26 protein-coding genes are annotated in these 24851 nt (G+C 52.2%); 17 read left to right on the top strand and 9 right to left on the bottom strand.

The genetic code is table 11. The features are described 5' to 3' along the window. From infB to pnp, 5 genes are all read left to right on the top strand, one after another. A partial coding sequence (gene infB / locus B2067_RS13990) for a translation initiation factor IF-2 (RefSeq protein ID WP_301388857.1) occupies positions 1–1489 on the top strand: 1489 nt, incomplete at its 5' end. 114 nt (positions 1490–1603) lie between these two features. Beyond that, complete coding sequence (gene rbfA / locus B2067_RS13985) at positions 1604–2023, top strand: 30S ribosome-binding factor RbfA (protein WP_301377101.1); 420 nt, start codon at positions 1604–1606, stop codon at positions 2021–2023. A 1-nt stretch (position 2024) separates the two neighbouring features. Then, the gene (gene truB, locus B2067_RS13980) at positions 2025–2990 is read left to right on the top strand and encodes a tRNA pseudouridine(55) synthase TruB (protein WP_301377099.1); all 966 of its coding nucleotides are present in this window, start codon (positions 2025–2027) and stop codon (positions 2988–2990) included. 93 nt (positions 2991–3083) lie between these two features. Beyond that, the gene (rpsO, locus tag B2067_RS13975) at positions 3084–3353 is read left to right on the top strand and encodes a 30S ribosomal protein S15 (protein ID WP_076513482.1); all 270 of its coding nucleotides are present in this window, start codon (positions 3084–3086) and stop codon (positions 3351–3353) included. A 229-nt stretch (positions 3354–3582) separates the two neighbouring features. After that, positions 3583–5685 carry a polyribonucleotide nucleotidyltransferase gene (gene pnp / locus B2067_RS13970; RefSeq protein ID WP_297530386.1) on the top strand — a complete coding sequence of 701 codons (2103 nt, stop codon included), beginning with the start codon at positions 3583–3585 and terminating at the stop codon, positions 5683–5685. A 65-nt stretch (positions 5686–5750) separates the two neighbouring features. Here the strand turns inward: pnp and B2067_RS13965 are convergent, their stop codons facing one another. Both B2067_RS13965 and B2067_RS13960 read right to left on the bottom strand, forming a co-directional pair. Continuing rightward, a complete protein-coding gene (locus B2067_RS13965) occupies positions 5751–7070 on the bottom strand; it encodes a S8 family serine peptidase (RefSeq protein ID WP_301388856.1) in 1320 nt (439 codons plus the stop codon). A gap of 69 nt (positions 7071–7139) precedes the next feature. Further along, positions 7140–7457, bottom strand: coding sequence for a hypothetical protein (locus B2067_RS13960; RefSeq protein ID WP_301388855.1), 318 nt, complete (start codon positions 7455–7457; stop codon positions 7140–7142). Positions 7458–7742: 285 nt separating this feature from the next. Between B2067_RS13960 and B2067_RS13955 the strand changes: the two genes are divergently transcribed. Then, positions 7743–8651 carry a hypothetical protein gene (locus B2067_RS13955; protein WP_297530382.1) on the top strand — a complete coding sequence of 303 codons (909 nt, stop codon included), beginning with the start codon at positions 7743–7745 and terminating at the stop codon, positions 8649–8651. A 333-nt stretch (positions 8652–8984) separates the two neighbouring features. Here the strand turns inward: B2067_RS13955 and B2067_RS13950 are convergent, their stop codons facing one another. From B2067_RS13950 to B2067_RS13935, 4 genes are all read right to left on the bottom strand, one after another. After that, a complete protein-coding gene (locus B2067_RS13950) occupies positions 8985–9809 on the bottom strand; it encodes a PhzF family phenazine biosynthesis protein (protein WP_301388854.1) in 825 nt (274 codons plus the stop codon). 118 nt (positions 9810–9927) lie between these two features. Continuing rightward, positions 9928–10665 carry an MBL fold metallo-hydrolase gene (locus B2067_RS13945; RefSeq protein WP_068443201.1) on the bottom strand — a complete coding sequence of 246 codons (738 nt, stop codon included), beginning with the start codon at positions 10663–10665 and terminating at the stop codon, positions 9928–9930. Next, entirely contained in the window at positions 10659–11267 is a 609-nt protein-coding gene (locus B2067_RS13940) for a hypothetical protein (protein WP_076513501.1), read from the bottom strand. Before B2067_RS13940 ends, B2067_RS13945 begins: the two co-directional genes overlap by 7 nt. A 52-nt stretch (positions 11268–11319) precedes the next feature. Next, a complete protein-coding gene (locus tag B2067_RS13935) occupies positions 11320–12483 on the bottom strand; it encodes a DUF3530 family protein (protein ID WP_301377092.1) in 1164 nt (387 codons plus the stop codon). Between the two features lie 141 nt (positions 12484–12624). On the opposite strand from B2067_RS13935, the gene rpe reads away from it, so the two are divergent. The 5 genes from rpe to cmoB are packed head-to-tail and all read left to right on the top strand — an operon-like array spanning position 12625 to position 17399. Continuing rightward, on the top strand, positions 12625–13299 hold the full coding sequence (rpe, locus tag B2067_RS13930) for a ribulose-phosphate 3-epimerase (RefSeq protein ID WP_301377090.1): 675 nt from the start codon (positions 12625–12627) through the stop codon (positions 13297–13299). 3 nt (positions 13300–13302) lie between these two features. Continuing rightward, a complete protein-coding gene (locus B2067_RS13925; protein WP_301388853.1) occupies positions 13303–13992 on the top strand; it encodes a phosphoglycolate phosphatase in 690 nt (229 codons plus the stop codon). Between the two features lie 7 nt (positions 13993–13999). Continuing rightward, positions 14000–15637, top strand: coding sequence for a DNA recombination protein RmuC (gene rmuC, locus B2067_RS13920; protein ID WP_301388852.1), 1638 nt, complete (start codon positions 14000–14002; stop codon positions 15635–15637). Next, the gene (gene cmoA / locus B2067_RS13915; RefSeq protein WP_301388851.1) at positions 15634–16359 is read left to right on the top strand and encodes a carboxy-S-adenosyl-L-methionine synthase CmoA; all 726 of its coding nucleotides are present in this window, start codon (positions 15634–15636) and stop codon (positions 16357–16359) included. Before rmuC ends, cmoA begins: the two co-directional genes overlap by 4 nt. Before the next feature lie 35 nt (positions 16360–16394). Beyond that, on the top strand, positions 16395–17399 hold the full coding sequence (cmoB, locus tag B2067_RS13910) for a tRNA 5-methoxyuridine(34)/uridine 5-oxyacetic acid(34) synthase CmoB (RefSeq protein WP_301388850.1): 1005 nt from the start codon (positions 16395–16397) through the stop codon (positions 17397–17399). Between the two features lie 15 nt (positions 17400–17414). Here the strand turns inward: cmoB and B2067_RS13905 are convergent, their stop codons facing one another. Then, positions 17415–17897 (bottom strand): NYN domain-containing protein, encoded by a 483-nt coding sequence (locus tag B2067_RS13905; RefSeq protein WP_301388849.1) that lies wholly within the window; start codon positions 17895–17897, stop codon positions 17415–17417. 38 nt (positions 17898–17935) lie between these two features. Next, positions 17936–18220: a DUF2061 domain-containing protein gene (locus B2067_RS13900; protein WP_349676815.1), complete on the bottom strand. Its 285-nt coding sequence runs from the start codon at positions 18218–18220 to the stop codon at positions 17936–17938. Between the two features lie 118 nt (positions 18221–18338). Here B2067_RS13900 and B2067_RS13895 point away from each other — a divergent pair, with 118 nt between their 5' ends. The 4 genes from B2067_RS13895 to B2067_RS13880 are packed head-to-tail and all read left to right on the top strand — an operon-like array spanning position 18339 to position 21855. Further along, complete coding sequence (locus tag B2067_RS13895) at positions 18339–18803, top strand: hypothetical protein (RefSeq protein WP_301388848.1); 465 nt, start codon at positions 18339–18341, stop codon at positions 18801–18803. A 26-nt stretch (positions 18804–18829) separates the two neighbouring features. Continuing rightward, positions 18830–19483: a PspA/IM30 family protein gene (locus B2067_RS13890; RefSeq protein ID WP_301388847.1), complete on the top strand. Its 654-nt coding sequence runs from the start codon at positions 18830–18832 to the stop codon at positions 19481–19483. Continuing rightward, positions 19484–20137 (top strand): YqiJ family protein, encoded by a 654-nt coding sequence (locus B2067_RS13885; protein ID WP_301377078.1) that lies wholly within the window; start codon positions 19484–19486, stop codon positions 20135–20137. Positions 20138–20172: 35 nt separating this feature from the next. Continuing rightward, positions 20173–21855, top strand: a complete 1683-nt coding sequence (locus B2067_RS13880) for a flotillin domain-containing protein (protein ID WP_301388846.1) — start codon at positions 20173–20175, stop codon at positions 21853–21855. A gap of 103 nt (positions 21856–21958) precedes the next feature. Here B2067_RS13880 and B2067_RS13875 read toward each other — a convergent pair whose 3' ends face one another. Next, a complete protein-coding gene (locus tag B2067_RS13875; RefSeq protein ID WP_301388845.1) occupies positions 21959–22942 on the bottom strand; it encodes a tRNA dihydrouridine synthase in 984 nt (327 codons plus the stop codon). 230 nt (positions 22943–23172) lie between these two features. On the opposite strand from B2067_RS13875, the gene B2067_RS13870 reads away from it, so the two are divergent. Both B2067_RS13870 and oadA read left to right on the top strand, forming a co-directional pair. Next, positions 23173–23421, top strand: coding sequence for an OadG family protein (locus B2067_RS13870; RefSeq protein WP_076513536.1), 249 nt, complete (start codon positions 23173–23175; stop codon positions 23419–23421). A 63-nt stretch (positions 23422–23484) separates the two neighbouring features. Continuing rightward, the coding region (gene oadA, locus B2067_RS13865) for a sodium-extruding oxaloacetate decarboxylase subunit alpha (RefSeq protein ID WP_301388844.1) at positions 23485–24851 on the top strand (1367 nt) is incomplete at its 3' end.

Below are 24851 nucleotides of genomic sequence, written 5' to 3'. Positions count from 1 at the left end.
TACTGTAATGGGTCACGTTGACCACGGTAAAACGTCACTGCTGGATTACATCCGTAGCTCACGCGTAGCGTCAGGCGAAGCGGGTGGTATTACTCAGCACATTGGTGCGTATCACGTTGAAACTGACCATGGCATGGTCTCTTTCCTGGATACACCGGGACACGCGGCGTTTACCTCGATGCGTGCACGTGGTGCTCAGGCAACAGACGTCGTAATTCTGGTGGTTGCAGCCGATGATGGCGTGATGCCGCAGACCGAAGAAGCCGTTCAGCACGCTAAGTCAGCGGGTGTACCTCTGGTTGTTGCTGTTAATAAGATGGATAAAGAAGGTGTTGATCCGGATCGTGTTAAAAACGAACTGTCAGCACGCGATGTTATTCCGGAAGACTGGGGCGGTGACGTTCCGTTTATCCCTGTCTCTGCAAAAACGGGTATGGGCATCGAGACACTCCTCGAAGCGGTACTTCTACAAGCTGAACTGCTTGAGCTGAAAGCGCACTTCGATGGCCCGGGTCAGGGTGTAGTGGTTGAGTCACGTCTGGATAAAGGTCGTGGTCCGGTTGCAACTCTGCTCGTTCAGAACGGTACTCTGAAGAAGGGCGACGTTGTTCTGGCTGGTACCTGTTACGGTCGCGCTCGTGCGCTGCTGGATGAAAACGGTAAGCAGACTGACTCTGCAGGTCCGTCTATTCCAGTAGAGATCCTCGGCTTGAATGGCACCCCGGATGCTGGTGACAACTTCATGGTTGTCGAGAACGAGAAGAAAGCGCGTGAAGTTGCTGAGTTCCGTGAAACCAAGCTGAAAGAACAGCTTCAGCAGCGTCAGCAGGCCGCGAAACTGGATGCACTGTTTGCCGGTATGGCAGAGGGTGAAGTCGCTGCTCTGAACGTGGTTGTTAAGACTGATGTACGTGGTTCGCTCGAAGCTATCGTGTCTTCACTGCAGAAACTCGCAACTGACGAAGTGAAAGTAAACGTTGTTGCCTCAGGTGTTGGTGGTATCACCGAAACTGACGCAACACTGGCCGTCGCTGCTGGTGCGGTACTCTTTGGCTTCAACGTCCGTGCCGATAACGCAGCGAAGAAAGTTGTCGAGAACAACGATGTGGATATGCGCTACTACAGCGTTATTTACGATCTGATTGATGACGTGAAACAGGCAATGGCTGGTCTGCTGGCGCCTGAGCTGCGTGAAGAGATCGTCGGTATTGCTGAAGTACGTGACGTATTCAAGTCGCCTAAGTTTGGTCAAATTGCTGGCTGTATGGTGACCGAAGGTACGATTTACCGCAACAAGAAGATCCGCGTACTGCGTGAAAACGTGGTGATCTATGAAGGTGAACTTGAATCCCTGCGTCGCTTCAAAGACGACGTTCAGGAAGTTCGCCAGAGCACAGAGTGCGGTATCGGTGTGAAGAACTATCAGGACGTTCGCCCAGGCGATCAGATTGAAGTCTTCGATGTGAAAGAGGTTGCACGTACTCTGTAATTACGAGTGTGTGAACCATAGACCAGAGCCCGGCCATGCCGGGCTTTGGTGTCTCTGGGCGATGCCCGGAACCCGCATTTACCAGGCCGGAAAGCTGGCCTCAGAGAGATAAAAATGCCTAAAGATTTCAGCCGTACTTCCCGTCTTGGGGAGCAGATCCAGCGCGAAGTTGCGCAGATGATCCAGTTTGAAATGAAAAATCCGAAGCTGGGTATGGTGACCCTGAATTCGGTCAAGGTCGCGAAAGACCTCGGTTATGCCGACATCTACTTCACCGTGATGGGTGCAAAGGGCGAAACCGACGCCGAGATTCGTGCCAACACCAGCAAGATTCTGAACGAAGCCGCAGGCTACCTGCGTTCTCAGCTGGCCAGAATTCTGACCACACGTGTTACGCCACAGCTGCGTTTCCATTACGACGAGACGCTAGAACGTGGTCATCACCTGACGGGCCTGATTAAACAGGCACGTGCAGCAGATGACGCGCGTCATCCAGGCGATGCTGCGAATGACGGGGACGACCGTCAGGACTGATATGGCGCGTAGAAAGAAGGGCCGGGATATTTCCGGCATCCTGGTGGTGAATAAACCGCTTGGGCTCAGTTCCAATCAGGTTCTGCAACGCGTAAAGCGCCTGTATAACGCCAACAAAGCAGGGCACACGGGGGCGCTGGACCCTGAGGCCACCGGTGTCCTACCCATCTGCTTAGGTGAAGCCACCAAGTTCTCACAGTTACTGCTCGATTCAGATAAAGGCTACGACACTCGCGGAGTGCTGGGGCAGGTGCGCAGTACCGGGGATAAAGAAGGCGAGATTCTGCAGGAGCGTCCGGTCCCCGAGCTGAATACTGAAACAATCGAAACTGTGCTCAGCCGGTTTCGTGGTGACGTCGAACAGGTGCCGCCGATGTTTTCCGCGCTCAAGATGGATGGTAAGCCGCTCTATGAGCTGGCACGTCAGGGGATGTCGCAGGAAGAAATGCGCGCTGTCGCTGAAAAGAAGCGTCGCGTTATCCGTATCCACGAATTGACCCTCAGCAGCTACACTCCGGATTCACTTAGCTTGAGTGTGCGTTGTTCCAAGGGCACCTATATCCGCACTTTAGTGGAAGATATCGGCGAAGCTCTGGGTTGTGGTGCCTTCGTTCAGGACCTTCACCGCACGCATTCCGGGCCATACGACGAAGCCATGTCTCATACGCTTGAAGAGCTGGAGCAGATCGTTGAGCAGGGTGGCGAAGACAAAGGTGCCCTGGACGCACTGTTAATGCCTCCTGAAACCGCCTTGCCAGAGACCTGGCCGGAAGTGTCACTAACCCTCGCCGAAGCCGCACGGTTACTGCAAGGACAGGCGATTAAGACTGGCTTAACGGATAACCCTTCTGTACAATTATGGGCCGTTGAATCTGGGGTTCGTATTCTGCTTGGCATTGGCCGGGTTGAGAACGGCGCCATCCGGTCACAGAGACTGATGCAGGTGAGCCTGCCAGATCTGGCCTGAAAAGATTTAACCGTCACATAAGTGACACCGCATACCACTGTAAATGTGCACGGTGGTGATGTGATTTTTTGCACATTAGACGGAGTAAAGAACATGGCACTGTCTGCTGAAAAGAAAGCCGAAATCGTAAAAGAATTCCAGACCGCTGAAGGCGACACTGGTTCTCCTGAAGTTCAGGTTGCACTGCTGACTTACAACATTAATGGTCTGCAGGGTCACTTCAAATCGAACAAGAAGGATCACCATTCACGTCGCGGCCTGATTCGCATGGTTAACCAGCGTCGTAAGCTGCTGGACTACCTGAAAGGCAAAGATGCAAACCGCTACCTTGAGCTGATCAAGAAGCTGGGTCTGCGTCGCTAAGACAGCAAGATAAGGGTCGCCAAGTGCGGCTCTTATTTTTTGTGCTTCTCTGACTCTGTAAATTAAGACCATCCTGCGCAAGCTGTGGTGCCAACCCCGTGTATCAAGTAATCCACGGTGGTGCTTCTAACCATTTATCTTCTTTCGGGTCGTATCGATAGAAGGTCAATGCTTAGAAGCACCGGCAGTGACGTAGGGAATTTACTGTATACATTTAAGGAAAGACTGAATGAGCAATATCCCTGTTGCTAAGACAAAAACCTTCGAATTCGGCGGCCAGACCGTCACTCTCGAAACTGGTCGTATCGCCCGTCAGGCAGATGGTGCCGTTCTCGCGACTATCGGTAAAACTCAGGTTCTGGCGACTGTTGTAGCCGCCAAAACTACTAAGCCGGGCCAGGATTTCTTCCCGCTGTCTGTTCACTATCAGGAAAAAATGTACGCTGCTGGCCGTATCCCTGGTGGCTACCTGAAGCGTGAAGGTCGTCCTTCTGAGAAAGAAACTCTGACTTCTCGTCTGATCGACCGTCCTATCCGTCCTCTGTTCCCGGAAGGCTTCCTGAACGAAGTTCAGGTAATTCCTACTGTAATGGCCTCTGAAAAGGGTGTTGATCCGGATATCTGTGCAATGATCGCTGTATCTGCGGCGCTGGCAGTGTCTGGTGTACCTTTCAACGGTCCTATCGGTGCAGCCCGCGTTGGTTTCACTGACGAAGACGGTTACATGCTGAATCCAACTGATGCGCAGCTCGAAGAATCTCTGCTGGACATGGTTGTGGCGGGTACTAAAGACGCCGTTCTGATGGTTGAATCAGAAGCAGACGAGCTGACCGAAGATGAAATGCTGGGTGCGGTACTGTTCGCACACTCATCTTTCCAGAGCGCGATCACTGCGATCAGCGAGTGGACTGCTGAGCTGGGTGTTGAGCGTTGGGACTGGACTGCGGAAGCCCGTAACGAAGCGCTGTACAACGCTGTTAAAGAAGAAGCTGCGGCTGGCATTGGTGAGGCTTACACCATCTCAGACAAGATGGCTCGTTACGCTAAGCTGGACGAAGTTAAAAAGGCAGCCGTTGAAAAACTGGCAGCGGCTGAAGGCGAAGAAGGCTTCACCGCTGACGAGATCGCCGAGATGGTTGGCGAACTGAAGTACGAAGTGGTTCGTAACCGCGTTATCGAAGGCCAGCCACGTATCGACGGTCGTGACAACGACACCGTACGTCCGCTGACCATCGAAACTGGCGTTCTGAAGACGACTCACGGTTCTGCGATCTTCACCCGTGGTGAAACTCAGGCGATTGTTGCGACTACACTGGGTTCTGCCCGTGACGCACAGATGATCGACTTCCTGCACGGTCTGACAACCGATCCGTTCCTGTTCCACTATAACTTCCCTCCATTCTCTGTGGGTGAAGCGGGTCGTATGGGTTCTCCAGGTCGTCGTGAGATTGGTCACGGTCGTCTGGCCCGCCGCGGTGTTCAGGCAATGATGCCGACTCAGGACGAATTCCCATACACCATCCGTGTTGTATCTGAGATCACTGAATCTAACGGTTCGTCTTCTATGGCGTCTGTGTGTGGCGCATCTCTGGCGCTGATGGATGCAGGTGTGCCGATCAAAGCCCCTGTTGCCGGTATCGCTATGGGTCTGGTTAAAGAAGGCGAGCAGTTCGCTGTACTGACCGACATTCTGGGTGATGAAGACCATCTCGGCGACATGGACTTCAAAGTTGCTGGTACTGACGAAGGTATCACTGCGCTGCAGATGGATATCAAGATCGAGGGTATCACTGAGCAGATCATGGAAATCGCTCTGGAAAAAGCCAAGGCTGCACGTCTGAGCATCCTGAACGACATGAACAAAGTGATCGCAGAGCCTCGTAAAGAGCTGTCTGAGAACGCTCCGACCATGTCTACTATGAAGATCGCCTCTGACAAGATCCGCGACGTGATTGGTAAGGGTGGCGCGACTATCCGTGACATCACCGAGAAGACTGGTGCTTCTGTTGATATCAACGACGACGGCGAGATCAAGATCTTCGCGACTGACAAAGCCAGCGCAGATGCAGCGGTTAACATGATTGAAGGCATCACTGCGGATATCGAAGTTGGCGTTACCTACGAAGGTAAAGTCAGCAAGATCGTTGATTTCGGTGCGTTCATCACCGTACTGCCAGGCAAAGATGGCCTGCTGCACATCTCTCAGATCAGTGAAGAGCGTGTTGAAAACGTGTCTGACTACCTGAGTGAAGGCCAGACCGTTAAGGTTCACGTCATGGACGTTGATCCGAAAGGCCGTGTGAAGCTGACCATGAAAGGTGTTGAGCAGTAAGTTCTGCTGAACGTCTGAAAAAAGCCGCTCAATTGAGCGGCTTTTTTTATGCGAAGATTATGTGATTACTGCACTTCATCCTGAGAAGCAGCGAAGTAATTCAGGCTGCCCCGGTTACCCGGAGTGCGGTCGACGACGGTCAGAGTATAAGTGCCGCTGATACCGTTAGTGGTCGTAGCATACTGCCCGGCAGTGCCAGCCACCGAGGTACGGCTCATGGCTGTTTGCGTACCATCCGGCGCTGTCAGCGTTACACTCAGCTCGTTGTGGTTACTGTGATTGATTACAACGTTTACCTGCCCGTTTTCACCACTATTGCCAACATTCAGGGAGACCCTTGAAACCCCTTCGCGGGTGAAGAACCACCAGTAACGACTTGCGTCATTGAGCGTGACATTGGTAGCACCGCCATAGGTGATTGTTTCAATAATGGGGTCTGGATCTACCGGGTCCGTTGGGTCGGTCGGATCCGTCGGATCGGTAGGTTCACCATCGGTCACGGCCAGTAAGGCCGCATAAGCATCTACCAGACCCGTGCCGCAGCCATCACAGTTTCCAATGAAAGGACGAGCCGTATCCTTCAGAACATCTTCAATGGCCTGAGGCGTGAGGGATGGATTGGCTGAGCGAAGCAGGGCAACAACCCCCGCCACCTGAGGCGCTGCCATTGATGTGCCCTGATATTTTGCGTAAGCCGCGCCTGCACGTCCCTGCGATCCACTATCAACAGTACTGAGGATGCCATCACCGTTGCCACCACCAGGTGCTGCGATATCAACAACATTGCCATAGTTAGAGTAGCTCGCCCGGCTACCGTCGACGCCAACGGAGGCGACGGTGATAACATTATTACAGTTCGCAGGAACTGAACCTGACGCGTCGGTGTTTTCATTACCGGCTGCCACGACCACCACGGCTCCTGCCGCAGTGGCTGCATTAATGGCATCCTGCATAAAGCCCGGGCAGCTGCCCGCACCGCCTAGAGACATATTGATAACATCTGCCGGGTTGTTGTTTGTTGGCAAGCCAGCAACAGGCAGGCCAGCCGCCCACTGCACACCATCGGCGATATCAGAGAGTGATCCGCCACAGGTGCCCAGAACGCGTACCGGAACATGTTTAGCCTGAGGCGCTACGCCAGTGATTCCTAGACCATCATCAGCAGAAGCGTTGGCAATACCGGCGACATGAGATCCATGCCATGATGAGTTGCTGGAATAACCACAGGTCCAGAAAGTGGTGTAGTCTCCTTCGTCAATCGCATTGCTATCACGACCATTGCCATCCCGTGCGCTGCTTGAGCTACTGATCATGTCGTAGCCGGGGAGAAGGTTGTCGTTCAGATCGGGGTGAGGGACATAACCTGTGTCTGCGACCGCGATCACTGCACCGGCACCCAGAGTGATATCCCAGGCGTCCTGGGCATTAATACCTGCCGCAGCACTGAATAGTCCTCATTGCTGACTGAGGTACGGGTCGTTCGGTACCAGGTTGGCCTGAACCTGTATATCCGGCTCTACGGCTTCAATCAGGTTGTAGCGCTGCAGCGCTTCGATCAGGCGGGTGTTGTGGTCAGGCAGATTAATTACCCAGCGGCGACGGTCTGCCATGCGGCGTTTAACGGCCATCTCAGGGAACCACTTCTGAAAGCGTTCCCCGGCATCGTCTTGCGCGACTCTGGTGGTTACGACGTATTGCCCAGCCTGTGCAGGGTTAGCCCCCAGTGCCACTAATGCAGCCAGAGCTGCAGGCACATACTTTTTCATTGTCATTATCGTGTCCTGTTTTTCTTCGTTTTAATTCCATTGCTCAACCCAATATTCCACGCTATTCGAATGCGCATGGCAATGGCATGACGTGCCACGGTTAAGGTGTTAGTGTGTACGCGTGGCGTTCTGGTTTATCCGATGCTGAATGCGAACACAGTGCGACAAGCTTTATAATTGCGTTCGTGATTTTTGCGTTAAGGCCAGATGTGCTACTACACTTATATAGCTGTCTATCATGTCTCTTCGATTGTTCGAAGGCACAACAATAACAATCTGGTTCGTACCGGCATGAAAAACTCGTCAAAACCCTGGTTACTTGGTGGCATCCTGTTGCTACCGGGGGCGCTGATTGCGCTCACTATGCAGTTCCTTTCACCTGAGCTGTTGTCCTCAGATCAACATCAGTCTATTCGTGTCCTGTCTGCATTGCCTCCCTCGGCAGCGGGTGAGGCTGACCTGACGGATATTGGTGGAGATATCTGGTCCAGGGCCTTGAAACCTGTAACGTATACAGAGCGGATTCGTACCGATGAAATGACTGGCAGCCTGACCTTGCAGGTGCTCAAGTACAGGTTCCGCCGGAATCAGCAGATCGCTGCACGGATGCAGTTCGCCCCTGAGTCTGGTGAGCCGCCAAGGGGCTCACACATGTCTTTGGCAGTGACAACCCGTCAGGGAAATTACATCGCTGAGGCAACGCCTGAATGGATCACCACGGGTAACGGCACCGTTGGCAGTGCAATGATTACCCCTGAAGCAGGCTGGCCGGATCAGTTGACCCTCGTTCTGACTCTCAAGGCACCAGAACGTTTACCGATTGAGTCCACGGTCGACATTGAACTCTTCAATCCCAAAGTGCTGATCAAGGGCGTCGGTAATATCTCAAGCGAGGGGGACGAGTGGTTGATCCCTATTATGGCTGAGGTATTCGAGCCTGGGGTGGTTGTCGTATCGGCTCGTTTGCTCGATAAGACAGGTAATCTGGTGACTCATATCCATAGTCGGGGGCATTTTGACGAAAGTGGAACTCTTGAAGTCCGGTTGCGCAAAAAGCTTATCGAAGCATCGATGCTGGACGAAGGACTACTGATGACGGATATTTCAGTACGTCATATCGCAGATTCACTTAATGCGGACATGGGCTGGGGAGATTCTGCTCAGGGCAGTTACAGGATTGATCCTGTGTCAGCGCAGTAGTACCGCATCAGATGTACAGGTCGAGCAGTCGGCCTCGATTCTCTTCTACTGACATAGCCGCGACCTCACCATAGGCTGAGGTTGGTCCGGCTGGTTTTTCACGCTGAAGGCTGTTTGCCATGGCCTCAAGATCGGCTTCATCCGGTATTGCCGGGATATATTCTACCTTTCTGCTATTTTCTCGCTCGTCAATAGTCTGCGTGCTTTGTCTGCGCGCAGAAGTCTCCCCCCGTTCATTATCCTGAACGGGAGGAACAAAGACGGGAGGTAGAATCGTATTTGAAACCATAGCTCAGAGTTTAGCTGGTTTTGACGAGCTGGTGCACTGACTTGTCAGTCGGGTATGCGAATAACGCCCTGCATGTAGTGGTAGGTGGTTCCCGTGATCCTGACCCGGCTATCTTTCAGGTCGAGGCTGAGTTGGCCGCCTCGCTGAGATATCTGTCGGGCCTGCAGGCGGTTCTTTCCGAGTTTTTCGGCCCAAAGTGGGGCCAGCGAGCAAAAAGAAGAGCCGGTTACAGGATCTTCGTTAATCCCCTGCCGCGGTGCAAAGAAGCGGCTGACGAAATCAATGCGACCGTGCTGGGCTGGTGCGGTGATGGCCAGAGCAAAGCAATCCAGCTCGGCGAGAGCAGCGAAGTCGGGTGTGCAGTCCTGCACTGCTTTCTCATCCTTCAGAACGGCGATGAGGTCACGGGACTGCAGGAGCTCAATGACTTCCGTGTTGAGTATTTTACTGACCTTGTTCAGTAACCGTTTGCCCGTGACCGCCTCCGGCGCACGCTCTGGAAACTCAAGACAATAGCGGACAGGAGACTTTTTACTCAGCACGGTGACCGATATATCACCCGCCTGGCAGGTCATGGGAAGTTGTTCTCGTGTATCCCCCAGAATCTGATGGATCACATGGGCTGTCGCCAGCGTTGCGTGCCCACATAAATCGACTTCGCTGGTCGGCGTGAACCAGCGTAAGTGATAGGTGCCGTCTTCCTGTTTAACAAAGAATGTCGTTTCGGAGAGGTTGTTCTCGGCAGCAACTTCCTGCATCTGGCGATCGTCCAGCCAGTCATCAAGCGGAACAACAGCTGCCGGATTGCCACTCAGGGCACTTGAGTTTTTCAGAGTAAAAGCGTCGATCTGAAATATAGGGAGATCCATGCGCGGTGTTCCAGAGAAAATTCGCAGGCATGCTATCACGGCGACTCGTTTAACGGGAGCAGTAACAGAAGAGGTAACGGGAGCGAGTCAGGCTCCCGGGAGTATTATTTATCAGGGATTAGCCTTTGATGGCGACACCGACGGGCAGTTGCTCGAACCAGCGCAGGAAGTCAGCAACGTGTGGTGGCTTGAACAAGCGGCCATGCTGGGGCGCCATGATCTTGATATCGAGTGCACTTACCCGACGGATCCAGTCGTGTTTAGCGGCATCGGAGGGCATCCAGCGCTGGTGAAATTTTTTCATTTTCGGACCGTGCCGCTCCATGCTGTCTACCCACAGCGGGGCACCGGGTTCTTCGAGGGCGGCACCGACGTCACCGCTCATCAGAATGCCGGCTTTAGCATCCCATACATGAAAATTACCTGAGGAATGCAGGTAGTGCGCGGGAATGAATTGCAGCTGAATACGCCCGAGCGTAATTGTCATGCCTTCATCAGGAATCGCTTTATACGTGATGTTGTTCATACCAAAGTGGCGAATAAAACTTTCCCATAACCATGGAGAATAGAGTTCCGCATTCGGTAGAGCCTGATCCCAGAGCCCGAGAGATGAAATAATGTCAGGATCCTGATGAGAGGCGAACAATTTAGTGATGCCCTCGGCCGGGACGTACTTCAGCACGGAGGACAGCATAGGAGCGAACAGCTCAATACCACCGGGATCAAGGAGAATGGCCTCGTTCCCGCTTTGAATCAGGTATTGGTTGGTATCAATGATGCCATCTGGCTTACCTGGATCACGCGCGAACATAATCCAGCGGTGATCGCCATCTTCATACAAAACGGTGGCTAGCATGCTATTTTCCTTTCCCTGTGGTTCTGGCTGAGCAGACTGTTAGCGCGATTAAGATGGGCTGCAATCCGGTCTGCTGTTTTACGGATGTTGTCGGCAATTACCTCAAGCTGTTCACGGAAATCGCCCGCGGTAGCCGCTTCTACGTGGCTGGAGGTTGCAATCAGGTTTGCAGTTCGAATGTGTTTGTAACTCTCATCGATCTGGCCAATCAGGTCTCTGAGACCGATCTGGAGTTCGTGATTCAGTGCGTCGAGTTGCTTATCGCATTGATTAATATGCGGGCGGATAGAAGCAAGGTGCTCCGGCTTCTGGGCTTCAACCCAGCGAAAATGTGCCATGGCGTTATCCGAATGCCAGGCTGTTACGGCCTGAGTCGATAGTTTCTCAGCGTGATGATTGATCACCCTCGATTGCGAGATAATGGCACTGGCGAGTTCTTCAATAAAATCCGTGATCGCACGGAAGCCAACAGTCTTACTCCCGGCACGAACCGCCAGCGCCCTGGCATTCTTTGCTGTCAGGGCCAGACCTCTGGCTTCTATCATTGCCTGGTGCAACTCGGCGGATACGCTGGCTGCAATTATGAATACTGGCGCGGCCACAATCTCTCTCCATCAGGTGGGTATTCCCACTAAGCTTAGAATAGATTCTGAATTAGGGTAGTTCTGTCCCTGCAGCATTTGTTCGCAGCCAGCCTCTTATCCTTCGAAGTACGGTATTGCTGTCGGCAGAGGCACTGCTGAGGTGAATTTGTTGATAACGGTCGTGATGGCGACGCTTCATTGCGCCCATTCTCTGTTTGTCCTGCCATGAAGAGGACCTCGCCTCTGCGGTAAGGATATCGAGCACGGGAACTTCCAGCGTTTCCAGAACCTGAGAGAGACGCAGAGGGCTCAGAGGGTGTTCTCTCGGATCAACCAGAACCAATACCAGACCGTTTGAGTTTTCAGTCTCACGTTGTCGGGTCTGTACGGCATTCGCAGCCCATACGGCACTGTCACCATGAGCGATAACGACATTGTTCAGCTGGCCGCGGCTGGCCAGATAACCCAGGCCGGAGCGAATGCGCCCGGCAATGCCTTCGGTGTAGGCTTTGCGCTTCTCTTCAGCAGTCAGCCCTGGGGTGGTTTCAGCAGCAGGCGTATCGTCCTGAGAAGTCCCGTCCTGAGAAGGCGCTTGTGATGCGGCTTCTTCCACATCCGTTTCTTCGGTAGCAAGGTTCTCGGCCGGTTCCTGATCTGGCTCAGCATCGGATTCTTGTGCAGTTTCTTCCGTGTTTTCTTCAGTGCTGTCCTCTTCAGAGGGCGGGGCCTCGGGCTCTGTGGGTATACGCACAGGCAGCCGCTCCACTGGTGCGGTTGGCAGTTCAATTGCCAGCGTGGTCCAGCCATAGTCAGTCAGTGCCTCCCGCAGTGGCGCAACCAGTTCGGGCCAGTGAGCATGTTGTTCGATGTCGTGAAGTATCAGTGCGCCACCCTGTGGCCTACCGCTTTGTTCCCGTAGGAATAGTCCATGAAAAGAGTCGGGTCCGGCGACGAGGGTCACAACCTCATCCGAACGTTGAAACAGCGCCAGGTGCTCAATGATGCTCTGGTGTCGTTCTGAGTCGGGGTAAGGGACCGCCCGGACAGGTGCGACGGGGGCAGGACTTCCGGACTCATCCGTTGCCTGTTCTGCCGTTTCCTCCGGCGGAGTACTTTCATTCTCTTCCTCTTCACTGAACGCCGGCAACGAGACGGCAATCAGGAGTAGGCAAGTGGCAAAGCAACAGGCAAACATTGGTTTCATAGCGTCAGAAATATCGCGAATCAAGGACATACATGAACAACAGCAAGAACCGTTCCCCAATACAGAATGGTACGAGGGCCGGATGGCACAGGAAATGGCCTGGTAAATGGCATAGGAGAGGGAGAGCACGTACAATAACGCCAAATTCACTGCCCCCTGGAATCCAAGCCCATGAAGGAATGTCTGATTGCCCCGTCTATCCTGTCCGCCGACTTTGCCCGCTTAGGTGAAGAAGTCGACAACGTTCTGGCAGCCGGTGCCGATGTCGTTCATTTCGATGTGATGGATAACCACTACGTTCCGAATCTTACGATTGGCCCTATGGTGTGTAAGGCTCTGCGTAATCATGGCGTGATCGCGCCCATTGATGTTCACCTGATGGTCAGCCCGGTTGATCGCATGATCGCGGATTTCGCCGAAGCGGGAGCGACCTACATCACCTTCCACCCTGAAGCTTCAGACCATATTGACCGTAGCCTGCAGTTGATTAAATCCGCCGGCTGTAAAGCGGGTCTGGTATTTAACCCGGCAACGCCGTTGCATTACATGGACTACGTCATGGACAAGCTCGATGTTGTCTTGCTGATGTCAGTTAACCCAGGGTTTGGTGGTCAGTCTTTTATTCCTGCGACGCTGGACAAGTTGCGCGAAGCACGTAAAAAGATTGACGAGTCAGGCTACGACATCCGCCTCGAGATCGATGGTGGTGTGAAGGTCGACAATATTGGTGAAATATACGCCGCTGGGGCGGATATGTTCGTTGCCGGTTCTGCGATCTTTAATGCACCAGATTACAAAACCGTCATTGACGACATGCGTGCGGAAATCGCCAAAGCGGGCAGCTGATCCATGTTCAATGCAGACGTCTGCGCTCTGACAGGCGATGGTCAGCCGCAGCTGGTACTGCTTGATCTGGATGGCACTCTGATCGACAGCGTGCCTGATCTGGCAGCAGCAACCGACAATATGCTGGTGGCACTGGGTCGTAAGGTGGCGGGTCCTCAACAGGTTGCAGATTGGGTAGGTAACGGTGCGGATATGTTGGTGCGTCGTGCGCTCGCAGAAGGAAACGAAGACGCCGCATTAGCGCTTGATGCTGATCAGGTATCGACCGCGCGACAGTATTTCGATGACGCGTACCTGAAATGTCTTCATCACGCGACCGGCGCGTTTGACGGTGTGGATACGTTTCTGCAGACCATTGAAGCCAGAAAAGTATTGGTGACGAATAAACCGCGTCTGTTTACTGAGCCCCTGATTCGTTCTCTGGGCTGGCAAACATACTTTGCTTTTCTGCTTTGCGGCGATGACCTCGCTGAAAAGAAGCCATCGCCTGTTCCGGTTCTGCATGCCTGTAAGGAAACGGGAATTAAGCCTTCTCAAACCATCATGATTGGTGACTCCCGCCATGATATTGCCGCAGCGAAAGCGGTAGGCGTTGCGACGGTCGCAGTGACCTACGGATACAATCATGGCGACGATATCCGTAACAGCGCTCCGGATCTGGTGGTCGACTCATTGAGCGAATTACTTGTTTAGGTAAATCATGACCGAATCTCTCCAATTTCTTTCAGGTTCACCGTTACTCGCTGCATTAATAACAGCTTTTGTTCCTGCTACATTTGCTTTGGGCTGGTTGTTGCGTGAGCGTAAAGCAGCGTCAGACAAAGAAGCGTCAGCGCTGCAGGTTCAGCAATTGACGGCGGACGCAGAGCGCCTGCGCGAAGAAAAGTCCTTGCTGGCTGATCAGCTCAATGCTGAACGGTCGGCGCGTCAGGAAGCAGAAGCCCGTGCCAATGATTCGGGGCTCGCGCTGGCCAGAGAACAGGAAAAACTCGCTGCGTTAGTTCGTCAGGAGGCGCTACTGAATAATCGCATATCGGAGTTGGATTCGAAGTCATTACAGCTCCAGATGCAACTCAGTGATATGCAGTCGCGACTGGCGACCGAGCAGGAGGCCCGGCAGCAGGAACAGCGCAGCGCCGATGAAAAGCTTGCGGTTATTAATGAGTCACGTGAGCAGCTGCTAAAAGAGTTTGAAAATCTGTCACAAAAAATCTTTGAGCAGAAAACCAAGCAGTTCAGTGAGCAGAGTCGGCAGGGCATTAATGCCTTGTTGAATCCTTTCCGCGAACAGCTCGAAGGACTGAAGAAAAAAGTAGAGGACGTGTATGTATCCGACGCTAAAGACCGTGCGTCCTTGCAAGCACAGATCGGCGAACTGCATAAGCTGAATCAGCAGATGAGTGCAGAAGCGCACGCTCTGACAACCGCGCTGCGCGGTGAAAAGAAAAAGCAGGGTAACTGGGGCGAGCTTGTACTGGAAACGGTGCTGGAAAAATCCGGATTGCGTGAAGGCGAAGAGTTTGTTCGCGAGCAGTCACTCAATGACGACCAGGGTAAGCGCTATCGCCCGGATGTCATTATTAATCTACCGGACGATAAACACATTATTGTCGATTCTAAAGTCTCGCTGAATGCCTATACCGATATGGTCAATGCCGAAACGGACGCCGAGCGTTCGCAGTATGCGCGCCAGCATGTTGAGGCCATCCGACAGCATATCCGCACTCTGAGCGAAAAAGCTTATCAACAACTCGAAGGTCTGAACTCGCCGGATTTTGTGTTTCTCTTTATGCCGGTAGAGCCTGCGTTTATGGCTGCATTCGAGCAGGACGATACTCTGTTTAATGAAGCGTTTGAGCGTCGGATTGTTGTGGTGACGCCGACAACTCTGCTGGCAACTTTGCGCACGGTAGCCAGTATCTGGGCAATTGAGCGACGTAATAAAAGCACCGAAAAACTCGCCGACCAGGCCGGTAAGATCTATGACAAGCTGGTGATTGTTGCTGAGCGGATGGAAACCATGGGACGTCAGATCAACACAGTTCAGAGTACCTACGACGACACCTGGAAAGCACTCAAAGGCGGACGCGGAAACCTGATTAATCAGGCGGACCAGTTCCGTAAGCTAGGCGTCCGGGCTAAGAAGGAAATGGCAAAATCGCTGGTAGAAGAAGCAAATGCTGAACATGAGTTGCATGAGGCTCAGGCTTTAGAGTCGATCAAACCAGAGTTTAAAGAGTCAGGTCGTCAGTCTGGTTCTGGTTCTGGTTTTGGTTCTGGAGAGGAGAACTTCTCCCTGACTTCGGCACCTTCAGAGAAAGAGACGTCAGACTCATGAGCGAAAGAGACGATATTTATACCCGGCCGCATGAATCGGTAGCCGACTTTGAGTTTAACAGCGCAGTCGCCCGTGTTTTCCCGGATATGATCAAACGCTCGGTACCCGGATACGCTGAGACCGTGGCGATGTCGGGCATTATTGCAGCGAGATACGCACAGCCGGGGACGAACTTATATGACCTGGGCTGTTCTCTGGGGGCGGTGACTCTGGCCATGCGTCATGCACTGAAGAACAGCGATTGCAGAATCATCGGTATTGATAATTCACAGTCTATGCTGGAACGCGCTGGGCATTACCTCGCTCTGGACGATGAAGGTCCAGAGGTTGACCTGGTCTGCGCCGATATTTGTGATTATCCGATAGAAAACGCGTCAGTAACTGCACTTAATTTTGTTCTGCAGTTTATTGAGCCTGAAAAACGTCTGAGTCTTCTCTCGCGTATTGCAGAGGCTAGCTGTGACGGCGGCGCACTTATTCTGTCTGAAAAAATAGCATTTTCAGACAGTGAGCAGTGCATTCAGGATACTCTGCACCATGACTTTAAGCGTGCTAACGGCTATTCAGATCTTGAGATAGCACAGAAGCGCAGTGCCATCGAAAACGTACTGATTCCTGAAACTGAAGAAGTGCATCGTGACCGACTGAAAGCAGCTGGTTTCTCTCAGGTAATCCGCTGGTATCAGTGTTTTAATTTTGTTTCTTACCTCGCTGTTAAATAAATAGTTAAATAAATAGCTAAATAAATCGATAAAAAATGACTGCCGCCGACAATTCTTTGCTGCCATGGTTTGATGATGTTCACGTGTTTCTCTGTGAAGGGAAATTCAGCCCGTGGGGCAATATTCTGCGCGAACAGTTACAGACGTTTCTTCATGATAAAGAACACGGCGACCAGGCGAGATGGCTGGAGGCGCTGGATAGCCTCCCAGCGATTACACCAGAAGCGTGTGACCTCACATCCTATGATCTTGCGTTGACCAAAACTCAGCTTGATGATGCACAGCGCGATGCTGTGGAGCAGGGGCTGCGCGGCCTGATGCCGTGGCGTAAAGGCCCATTCCGCTTCTTTGATACCTACGTCGATACCGAATGGCGGTCAGATTGGAAATGGGATCGGGTGGCTCCGCATCTTGCCCCCATAAAAGGGCGCAATATTCTCGATGTCGGCTGTGGTTCTGGCTACCACATGTGGCGCATGCTGGGAGACGGTGCCGGGCGGGTGATTGGTATTGATCCGTCACGCCTGTTTTTAATGCAGTTTCAGGCGTACAAACGCTACGCAGAACGCGCCCATGGGACGTTAAGCATCGATCTCCTGCCGCTACGTATGGAAGACGTGCCACCACGACTACGCGCGTTTGATACCACCTTCTCTATGGGGGTGCTGTATCACCGGAAATCCCCGATTGATCACTTGCAGGAATTACGGGATACATTGCGCCCGGGTGGCCAACTGGTACTCGAAACTCTGGTGATAGATGGTGAGCTGGGTGAAGTACTGATGCCCGAAGACCGGTATGCCATGATGCGTAACGTCTGGTTTTTGCCTTCTGTGGAAACACTGCTTTTATGGTGTCGTCGCGCGGGTTTAAAGAACCCCAGGGTCGTAGATTTGAATCAGACGTCTTTGGATGAGCAACGCAGCACTGACTGGATGCGCTTTAATTCGTTGCCTGATTTTCTCGATCCGGAAGATCGCAATAAAACCGCGGAGGGCTATCCGGCCCCACTGCGAGTGGTCGTCCTGGCTGAAAGTTAAACCGGGTATTATTCATCACCGTGAAGGTAACAGGTGCGCCTCTGTAATGGGGATAAATCGGTCTGCAGCGTCGATCAGAGACTTGGCCGTAAGAGCCTCCACGCCGACGACCCAGCATTGCGCACCGTCTCTTCGGGCACGTTTCAGCGCCAGATCAAAATCTCCGTCACCAGATAACAACACGATGATATCTGACGACGGAGCGGCATCCAGCAGGTCGATGGTAATACCGACGTCCCAGTCGCCTTTGGCTGAGCCGTCGCGTCGATGAATATAAGGCTTCAGGCGCACGTGAAAGCCAATGTCTTTCAATATGCGCTGGAAGTTCATCTGCCCGGCATCGCCACGATCAATTGCATACGCGACGGCGGTATGAAGTTCACGGCCCTTTATCAGCTCATCCCACAACGCCCGGTAATTAAAGTGACGCCCGAATTCCTGCCGGCAGGTGTAATAAATGTTCTGTACGTCTGCAAACAAGGAAATGCTGGGTGTCATCTGAAGGCCATGGTTAACGATTACGGATAGTCAGGGTATCAGGCTTTGAACATAGCAGCCGCATTCCGGTCAACATCAAAGGCCTGAGCCGCGATGTGACGGCGAGCCCATATCTTTTCGTGGAAGTAATATCCGACCGTGTTAATGGCGGGCTCCACGATAGCGATTGCCCCACCAACAATAAAGCTGCCGCTTAAGGCGTAGGCCACAGAAAAGGCAATGGCGAAGTGCATAATGGCAAAGCTGATAGTCTTAGTCATGAGGCTGATCTCGCTGTAGGTTGCTTTAAGAACTTTAGAATAGCACTTGAGAATCATTATCATATTTGATCTTATCCATTATCCCGATAGGTGTTCGCTATCACGAAAGTGCTTGACCGATACCTCTAAGGGTGTATACATTTGTATGCAAACAAGGAAAGCCAACCTCAAGGAGAGTAGGGTGCTCAATAAATCCCAATCCATCAGCGTCAGACTGTCTCCGGAAGATTACGCGTATCTTATGCGTATTGAGCAAAATGGTGCTGTCACCCAGAGTGAAAAAGTACGCGAGCTTATTCGTATGGCTCGGGAGCAGGTCGGCTCCGAAAGTTTTACCCGAGCCTATTTGTCGTCTTCAGAAGTAGCAGCGCCCATCCTTGCAGAATGTAAATCTGACCCTGAATCACGCAGTGATGTTTGTGAAGCCCTGCTCGCTGGGGTAGCAGAGACCGCAGCTTGCGTACAGGCCACGATGCGTGATGATGCCTTTCTGAGAAACCTGGAGCAGAGATTACTCCCTGTAGCTGAGCAATTGGTTAAGCAACTGCTACCTGCTCTGATATCTGAACATGCTAATCGTCTTGAAGACGTCGATGTCGACCGTAAACAGCGGCTTCTTCATTTGATTGAAACTCTGACTGAATAGATTAACGACACACTGAGGAATACATTATGCCGGAAGGATACATCGCAAGAATCGGGCGCCTGGTAGCAGCATCCGCGAATACCCTGATCGATTCGTTGGAGAATGTCGCACCCGTTATGGTAATGGAGCAGACGATCCGCGAAATTGACGAAGCCATTGAAGAAGTCAGGCAGCAGCTAGGCAAGACAGAAGCGGCCCGTTATCTCAGCAGCCAGTCTCTGAATAAAGATAACGCCCGCCATGTTGAGCTTCAGGAGCAGATTGAAATTGCCGTCAACGAAGGTCGCGATGACCTTGCAGAAGCAGCGATCGCTCGTCAGATGGACATAGAGGCCATGCTTCCGGTGGTTGAGAAATCAATTACTGATGCCGATGCTGAAATTGTTGAACTGAATTCTTACATTCAGGCTCTGCAGGCGAAAAAGCGTGAAATGGAAGAAGCGAAGGAAGAGTACCGGAAAGCAGAAGCGCAGGCTTCTGGTGAACCCGGTGTTCCAGGTAGTAGCGAACCCTCCCGCCGTGTAGAGAAAGCTACGGCAGCGTTTAACCGTGTGATGAATAATGCCGGTGCACCGGGCGTCAGTGGAAATCAGGATGCTGCTAAGTTAGCCGAGCTGGAATCACTGTCGCGCAGTAACCGTATTAAAGAACGTCTAGCACGTATTAAGTCGGAATCGTAAATGGAATTTCTGCTCGCCGATAATAATTTCCCGTTCAGTGTCGCTTTGATGCTGATGCTGATTATTGCTCTGACTGAAGGCGTGTTGACGGTCATCGGTGCGGGTATGTCCGAAGCGATAGACAGTCTGCTTCCCGATGTTGAGTTTGATATTGACGGGAATATCAGTTCGGGAGGGGTACTGACCAGTTTTCTTGGCTGGATTCGTTTCGGGCAGGTCCCTGCGTTAGTACTTCTGGTTATCTTTCTCGCTACTTTTGGGCTTGCCGGGTTGGTTCTTCAGTCAGTTCTCGAAAGTATCCTGGGCTTTACGTTACCCGCATTAATTGCTTCGCCCCTGGCAGTCGTTGCTGCGCTACCAATGGTGCGTGGATGCAATGGAGTATTAGCTAAAGTCGTTTTCAAAGACGAGACGGAATCTATTTCCTCCAGCACCTTTGTGGGTCGCGTTGCGGTCATCACCATAGGTGAAGCTCGTCAGAATTCTCCGGCGGAAGCCCGTTTTAAGGATCGTCACGGCACTACCCATTACGTCATGGTCGAGCCAATGGAAGACGTTGTTTTTAAACAGGGCGACAAGGTACTCCTGGTCGAGTCTGCTGGGGCGACGTTTAAAGTGATAGAACCTGCTAACCCGAATCTGGGGCAGGTATAAATATTAGTGAATCCCTCATAAGGAATTGAAGAAAAATGAGTAATCTTGGTTCAATTATTTTTATTTCAGTCGTGCTGTTTGTTGCGCTGCTGGTGGTCGGTATTATTTTTTCCCGGTTATATACCCGAGCGTCTAAAGAACGGTCTTTTGTTCGTACCGGTATGGGCGGGCAGAAAGTAATTCTCAATGGTGGGGCAATGGTATTACCGGTACTTCATGAAGTGATTCCGGTAAATATGAATACCTTGCGTCTGGCTGTATCCCGCAAGGAACAGCAGGCACTGATTACTAAAGATCGTATGCGTGTTGATGTTCTGGCTGAATTCTATCTGCGTGTAAAGCCAGAGAATGATGCGATCGCAAACGCCGCTCAGACACTGGGTGCGCGCACGCTTGACCCTGAAGCTCTGAAAGAAATGATCGAGGGTAAATTTGTTGATGCTCTACGCTCCGTAGCAGCTGAAATGGAAATGGCAGAGCTGCACGAACAGCGCAGCCAGTTCGTTCAGAAAGTGCAGCAGGTCGTGAGTGAAGACCTGTTAAAGAATGGTCTGGAGCTCGAGTCTGTATCGCTCACAGGGCTGGACCAGACTCCGCGTGAATTCTTCCAGCAGGACAACGTGTTCGATGCCGAAGGTCTTTCGAGAATGACCCGCTCCATTGAAGCACGTCGTAAAGAGGTGAACGATGTAGAGCAGGAGACCAGAGTTCAGATTGAAACCAAGAACCTGGAAGCCGAACGCCAGCGTCTCGAAATTCAGCGTGAAGTCCGTTATGCACAGATGGATCAACAGCGCGAAATTGAGAATCGCGAAGCACAGCAGCAAGCGGATATCGCAAAAGAAAGAGCAGACAAAGAACGTACCGCAATGCAGGCTGAGATCATTGCAAAGCGTGAAGTCGATGAATCCCGTATTGAAGCGGATCAAACAACTCGTCTGCTGGAAATTGAGAAAGAGCGTCGCCTCCGTGAGCAGGAAATTGAGCGTGAACGCCAACTGGAAGAGCGCGAAATTGAGAAACAGAAATCTCTGGAAATTGCTCAGCAGGAACGTGCGATCGCCGTTGCTCAGAAATCGAAAGAGCAGTCGCTGGCTGATCAGGAAGCTAACGTAGCGCGCTCAGAAGCAGTAAAAGCGGAAGAGAAAGTAACGACTGCGAAGCAGGTAGAAATTGCAGAACGTGAAAAAGAGATCGAACTGATCGAAGCTAAGAAAGAAGCCGAACGCCAGGCGACGGGTGTGAAAGTATCAGCCGAAGCTGAGAAGTTTGCAGCCGAAGACAAAGCTGAGGCGCTGCGCTTGCAGGCACAGGCTGAAGCAGATGCGATTCGCGTCCGGGTTGAAGCTGACCGTGAGAAATACATTGTAGATGCAGAAGGTCAGCGTGCAATGAATGAGGCTTTGAACAGCCTCAGCGAAGCACAGATTGCACTTAAGCGCGTATTGAGCCTGCACGAGAGTCTGCCAATGATTATCCGTGAGAGCGTCAAGCCTCTGGAGAATATCGACGGTATGAAGATCGTATCAATCGATGGGCTCAGTGGTTTGGGCGAGGGGGGCCACAAAGGTATTCTGAGCGCAGACAAAGAAGCCGGACAAAGCTTGCCTGAGGCTTTGGTCGATAGTGCCCTGAAGCATCGCGCCATGGCACCTTTGGTTGATTCACTGTTAAAAGAAGCTGGCGTGAATGATCTGACGGCAGATCTGAATTCCTGATTTTTATCCTGTTAATTGACCTGCCAACTGGCCTGCGTTGGCAGGTCAGTTGGCTGGATAGTCGGCATGGTCATTGAGCGTGCCGTTAAGTGGATACTGCCCTCTACAGGCCTGACTCGGATGCCTGTTTTATCTTACTGAAAAATGCTTCTCTCGAGCGTTCGCGCTTTACTGTATCGAAGACGGATTTAATCGTCTCTGAATGCATCGAAAAATAGTGCAGCCATTGCTTCAGCCTGTCCGTGAGCTGCTTATCGGTTAAGTGTTCCAGGGATTCTGATAGTTTCTCCAGCAATGCAAGGTGTTGCTGCCATGTCATGGGTTTATAATCGGGCTCTTTAATCACCCGCGCCAAGTCCGGGGTGGCGACCAGGCCTCGTCCAATCATCAGAAGATCAGATTCACTTTCCTGTTGGCATTGTTGTGCCTGTTCAGGCGTCCAGATTTCACCATTGGCGAGTACCGGAATATCGACGACCTGCTTGATGTCGGCAATCCATTTCCAGTAAGCCGGTGGCTTATACCCTTCTGTTTTCGTGCGGGCGTGCACCGTTAACCATTGAATCCCTCCTGAGGTGAGTGCAGATGCATTCTCAAGTGCCAGGCTTTTATCCTTAAAACCTAATCGCATTTTGGCGCTGACAGGAATGTTCTCAGGTACCGCATCGCGAACTGCACTGGCGATACGGTTGAGAAGGTCTGGATACTGCAGTAACACAGCGCCACCCTGGCTGCGGTTGACAGTCTTTGCCGGGCAACCAAAATTCAGGTCAATGGCAAGGGCACCCAGCTCAGCAGCTTTTGCAGCATTGCCTGCCATGAGTTCAGGGTCGCTGCCGAGCAGCTGCACGTGGACTGGTGTGCCTGCGAGGGTGCGCCCGCCGTTGTGTAATTCGGGGCAGAGACGGTAGAACACTTTCGATGGAAACACTTGTTGCGTCACACGGATGAACTCTGTGACGCAGTGATCAATGCCGCCTACGGCGGTCAGCAGCTCCCGGAATGTTCCATCCATCAGGCCTTCCATCGGCGCCAGAGCAATATAAGGGCGCTGAGTATCTGTGAAAGGCAGGGTTCCGGTAAACATTGATCTGTCTCGGGGAAAGTGTTGTTGAGTGGCGCGCGAGTATACGCGAGCTGTCAGCGCATATGCTACCGCCGACCAGTGCATGAGCGGCCTGTGGCCGTTTTAGGCGGTTGCTTTGGCTGGTCAAGTTAAGTACTCTAGCGCAGCTTGCCGGACTCCGTGGCAGGACGTTTTGTGTCTGCCAGACGGATACGGAGAGATCCACAGAGACCAATTTGAGGAGCGCCTGCATGGCTGAGCCAAGCATCGTATCACAAGGTCTGGAGCTGATGATTTTCGGTATGGGCGTCGTATTTGTCTTTCTGACAATGCTGGTGTTCGTTACTGGAGCCATGTCCAGAATTGTGAACAAAATTGCTCCTGAGGTAGAAGTGCCAGCGGCTAAACCAGCCCCAGCGCCACAGACCACAGGGGTGGATCCGCAGTTGTTAAAAGTATTATCTGCGGCAGTAAAAGAGCATCGTGCCCGCCAAAAGTAAGGCGCGATATAAGAAGAACTCAACGTTAATTAACAACGTTTACGGAAGAAAAGGCCATCATCCATGACCGATTCTAAGAAACCATTAGGTATTACCGACGTCGTCCTGCGTGATGCTCACCAGTCTATTCTGGCGACCCGCATGCGTATCGATGACATGCTCCCTATTGCTGAAAAACTCGACCAGGTTGGTTATTGGTCACTTGAGTCCTGGGGCGGCGCAACATTTGACTCCTGCATCCGCTTCCTCGGTGAAGATCCATGGGATCGTATCCGCGAATTCAAGAAAGCAATGCCAAAGACCAAGCATCAGATGCTGCTGCGTGGTCAGAACCTGCTTGGCTACCGTCATTACGCTGACGACGTGGTTGAAAAGTTTGTAGAGCGTGCGGCTACCAATGGCGTAGACGTTTTCCGTGTGTTCGACGCAATGAACGACCCGCGCAACCTTGAGACAGCATTGAAAGCTGTTAAAAAACAAGGCAAGCATGCGCAGGGTACGCTGTCTTACACCACCAGTCCGGTCCACACTCTGGATTCCTGGATTGATCTGGCAAAACAGATCGAAGATATGGGTGCTGATTCCATCGCCATTAAAGATATGGCCGGTATCCTGACGCCGTACCAGGCTTACGAGCTGGTATCTCGTCTGAAGTCACAGACTGACCTTGAAGTTCAGCTGCACGCACACGCGACAGCGGGTATGTCTGACATGACCATTCTGAAAGCGATCGAAGCGGGTATTGACCGCGTTGATACTGCGATCTCTTCTATGTCGATGACCTACGGCCACACGGCAACAGAATCTGTTGTTGCTGCATTGGCGGGTACGGATCGCGACACAGGGCTGGATCTGTTGCTGATCGAAGAAATTGCTGCTTACTTCCGCGACGTTCGTAAGAAGTACGCTAAGTTTGAAGGCGCACTGCGCGGCACTGACAGCCGTATCCTCGTTGCTCAGGTGCCAGGTGGCATGCTGACCAACATGGAAAACCAGCTGCGCGAGCAGGGTGCGTCTGACAAGTTCGACGACGTTCTGAAAGAAATTCCACGCGTTCGTGAAGACCTGGGGCATATCCCTCTGGTTACTCCAACGTCTCAGATTGTTGGTACTCAGGCAGTACTCAACGTTCTGACAGGCGAGCGTTATAAGTCTATCTCGAAAGAGACTCAGGGTATCCTGAAAGGCGAATACGGTGCGGCTCCTGCGGCAATGAACGCTGAGCTTCAGGCTCGTGTTCTGGATGGCAAAGAAGCCATCACCTGTCGTCCGGCTGATCTGATCGAAAACGAACTCGATAAAGTGATCGCTGATGTCGATAAGCTTGCAGCAGAGAAAGGTATCGAGCTGTCTGCCGACAAGATCGATGATGCTCTGACCTACGCTATGTTCCCTCAGATTGCGCCTAAGTTCCTTGAGAACCGCAATAA

Source organism: Thalassolituus sp. UBA2590, from assembly GCF_002339775.1.
GTDB lineage: Bacteria > Pseudomonadota > Gammaproteobacteria > Pseudomonadales > Oceanobacteraceae > Thalassolituus.
Note: the sequence above shows the minus strand (reverse complement) of the source record. Positions and strands in the feature narration are given on the sequence as shown.